The sequence below is a fragment of the Petrotoga sp. 9PW.55.5.1 genome (assembly GCF_003265365.1).
In the GTDB taxonomy this organism is placed as follows: Bacteria; Thermotogota; Thermotogae; order Petrotogales; family Petrotogaceae; genus Petrotoga.
On the sequence record NZ_AUPM01000078.1, the window covers coordinates 1 to 3,560 of the forward strand.

3 protein-coding genes and 1 pseudogene are annotated in these 3,560 nt (G+C 27.9%); 3 read left to right on the top strand and 1 reads right to left on the bottom strand.

Going from position 1 to position 3,560, the window contains the following annotated elements; translation table 11 throughout:
- Positions 1-655: 655 nt before the first annotated feature.
- Positions 656-889 (bottom strand): hypothetical protein, encoded by a 234-nt coding sequence (locus tag PW5551_RS10085; RefSeq protein ID WP_199562315.1) that lies wholly within the window; start codon positions 887-889, stop codon positions 656-658.
- 324 nt (positions 890-1,213) lie between these two features.
- Between PW5551_RS10085 and PW5551_RS10245 the strand changes: the two genes are divergently transcribed.
- From PW5551_RS10245 to PW5551_RS10095, 3 genes and pseudogenes are all read left to right on the top strand, one after another.
- Positions 1,214-1,357 (top strand): hypothetical protein, encoded by a 144-nt coding sequence (locus PW5551_RS10245; RefSeq protein WP_158526191.1) that lies wholly within the window; start codon positions 1,214-1,216, stop codon positions 1,355-1,357.
- A 514-nt stretch (positions 1,358-1,871) separates the two neighbouring features.
- Positions 1,872-3,272, top strand: a complete 1,401-nt coding sequence (locus PW5551_RS10090) for a radical SAM/SPASM domain-containing protein (RefSeq protein WP_158526192.1) — start codon at positions 1,872-1,874, stop codon at positions 3,270-3,272.
- 26 nt (positions 3,273-3,298) lie between these two features.
- Positions 3,299-3,560, top strand: a pseudogene (locus PW5551_RS10095) (ABC transporter ATP-binding protein); the annotation flags it as partial.

Sequence of the window (3,560 nt, forward strand, 5' to 3'; positions counted from 1 at the left end):
TTAGTAAGTTCAGAATCGTCTGCATGACTTGGTTTTTTGAAATTTATGTATAATACATCGACCTCTTTATCATAAGAGATCCATATTCGTGAGTAAGGAACTTCTATTAAAATGGGAATCAAATCTAATATCTTTTTTATTTCTATTTTTCCTATATTTTTGGTCTCCTTTCCAATTGATTTTTTCTCCTTGTTAAAAATGAGGTTATTACAAATTCATCTTCTTTACTTTTTCCTTATATATAACTACGATATTATTTACTTTTCTCAATTTCTTTTGCAGCTATAAATTCTTCTTTCCTACCTTTATAAATCACTTAGGGATTTTCAATTGTTCCAAGTATTTCGAAATAGTATCCAACCATTTCTGAATGTTCTTCTGTAATATGAATCCATACTTCATTTGTTAACCTAATTAGTATTTTGTTTTTTGAAATAACTATATCTATATTCTTGATCCTTTTATGATTTTTATTTTATCATTTACAATAGGCAAATTATATCATATCTTTTGATCATAATTTTTATATAACCGTTAGAAATAAATAAAATACATCAAACTATTTAAAATGCATATTCGTAGCTCTTTTACTCCAATCCTTTCAAGAGGTGTTTATCTTTTTGGTCAACCAAACCCCTCTAACGTTTCAACAAATTCATCTCTTTTTTTCTTCAAAAACATAGAAAGAAGACGCAGACAATCTTCTTTTTAAAGTGTGCTTCTTCACAAATACATTAATTTCTTTTGGTACCTTTGACCTTAATTCTTTTGGGATGTTTCTTATTTCATAATACCTTCCAAAGTTCATTATGAACTCTTTTATTCTAATGCTAAAAGAATTTGAATCATCTCCTTCTACATACATCTGTTTTTGTTCCATAATTGTCATTTAAAAACAACATAATATTTACTTTGATTCCAATGTTAACAAGTCAATAGTTAATCGTTTTTCTCTCTTTAATTAATTAAATCATAACTATCATCAAAAAAGAGAAAGCGAAAACAGAGTATAAAACATGATAAAAAACATTTTATTTCGAGTTTACATAAGCTTTTTTGAGGCAATCTCTGAAAATATATTCCAATCTATATTTGAACCTGATAAAAAAATCGCTTGAAAATCATATAGAAAAGGGTATGATAAAAATAGTGAAAGGTCTTTTGAGTTTGTAGAGAAGAAGGTTAATTACAAAATCAAAAAGGTTGGATAAAAATGAAAAAGTTCGTTGTTGTTTTATTGACAGTGGTATTGCTATCAGGGGGAATATTTGTTTTCGCAGGTGATAATGAAGGAATCGCAGGTTTCGAATCATTAAATCCTGGAGAAATTGTAAGTTATATTGAAGAAAGTTGGTAAGTATGTATTTTAAACTTTTAAAGAGTATTGCGAAAAGGATTAAAAAGACGAGAAGTGTTTGGTAAGTTGGGTGCAAATTATCATTAGATATTTATGTTAGTAGTTCAAAATTCTAAAGAGTGTTTTTATTTAAAAAAGGTAAAAGTATGCGAAAAAATAAGATATTTGCGCGCAAAGGAAACATCCTGCAGGTTAGGGAAACTAAAAATTAGTAGTGAAAGGAGGTCAGACTAAATGATCGAACTTAAATCGAAAGAAAGTAGGACTCCATCAGGAGGATGTGGTGGTAAGGGTTGTGGAAATTGTGGTGCAGTAATGAGATAAAAAAGTGAGATTCGTGCCCATTTCCCATTTGTTTAATTTTTTGTTAAGGGAAAAGGGCACGAACACTTTTGATAATCTAAAAGATAAAGCAAAAAGTCTTTTTTATATATGTTGAAAAAACTCCTAAAATAAATAAAAGTAGATATTAAAAATGTGTTTCTCAATTTACTATTATACGAGGGGTGAGAAGATGGAAAATCTAAAATTAGAATTATTAAAAAGAAACTTAAATAAATTGAAAAAAGATCTTTTTCTTCTTTCTACGGGGAATGGACAAAAGGGAATTTTATTTCATAAACCTTCACTTAAGATTTACTATTTAAAAGAACCTTATAAGCAAATCTTCTATGAACTTTTAAATGAAGTGGATGATTCTTGCCTATATAACTGGCTAAAAAAGAATGAAAATATTATTTTGGAGTTTTGGAACGAAATAGAATTTTTTATAAAGTACAAAATTAACAATACTTCTAAAAGTTTAGAAAGATTGGCTCTTCTTGTTTCACAAGAGTGTGGCCTAGAATGTAAATATTGCTATGCAAGAGGGGGTAACTATGGGAGAAATTCTTTTATGAACAGTGTCACAGCCAAAAGAACTTTAGAAATTTTTGTTAATTTATTTAATGATATTGAAACAGTTCAATTTTTTGGTGGAGAACCTTTATTAAATATAAAATGTATTGAAGAAACAGCTCTTTATGTCAAGTCCCTTTGCCAAAAAGGGTTTTTAAAGAAAAAGCCCATACTCAATATTGTTACTGGTTTAGGTGTCTCAAAAAAAATAATCGAAGAGTTAAAAGCACTTATAGAAGAATTTTCAGAGTTTAAGTTTGAAGTAGTTGTTAGCATAGATGGTCCAGAAATAATTCAAAACTATTTAAGACCTTTCAAGGGAGGATACCCTTCTTTCGAAATTATAAAACGAAATATGGAGTCTCTACAACAAATTAATCAACCTCAATTAGTAGAAGTAACATACACAAACTTTCATATAAAAAATGGATTTAAACCCAGTGATCTAAAGTCATTCTTTTATACAGAATTTAAAATAGAAAATATTATGATCGCTCCCGTAATATCAAAAAATCCTGAGGTCTCACTTGTCAATAGAGATTTGGTATTACTGGGTGAATATCAAGAGGCTATAAATCTATATCAAAATGGAAACAATAGTAAAATCAATTTAATAAACGAACTAGTAAATCAAATCCTAGAGCAAGCACCTAATCCTTATTTTTGTGGAAGCGGGATTAATAGTTTTGTAGTTGATTCAATAGGGAATATTTTTCCATGTCAGCTTTTAGTTGATAATAATGATTTTTCATTAGGGAATGTATTTGAAAGTAAAGAGAAATTAGAAAATCTTTTAGCAGTATCACAACAAAAATATAGTAAAATATTTGATAAAACCAAGGATAAAAGCTGTTCCAATTGTTTTTTAGAATATTTTTGCCGTGGTTGTCCTATAGCTCCTATTCTTTTGGGAGACCAAATGAAAATACCATATGAAACCTGCGAGCCATTTAAAAAATGCATAAAAGACTCTATTTTAATTAAAATCAAAGAAGATTTTTTAGAATCAAACTACTGATCAAACGAATCATTGGAGGTTATTATATGAACAAATATGCGAAAAGGCTTATAAAATATGGTGTAAAAAATTATAAAAGATATATGATTATCATATTTCTTTTAGGTATAATAAGTATTGCATTTGGTTCGCTGAACCCTTTTTTTCTTCAATACTTAATTGATGAAATAATATCGCTTCAAAAAATTAATATCTTACCCTATTTTTTATTTTTTTTGATTGGGGTAGTAGCTTTAGATAGGTTATTCAGTTATTTTTTTAATACTTACCATCGAAAAGTTAACTTTC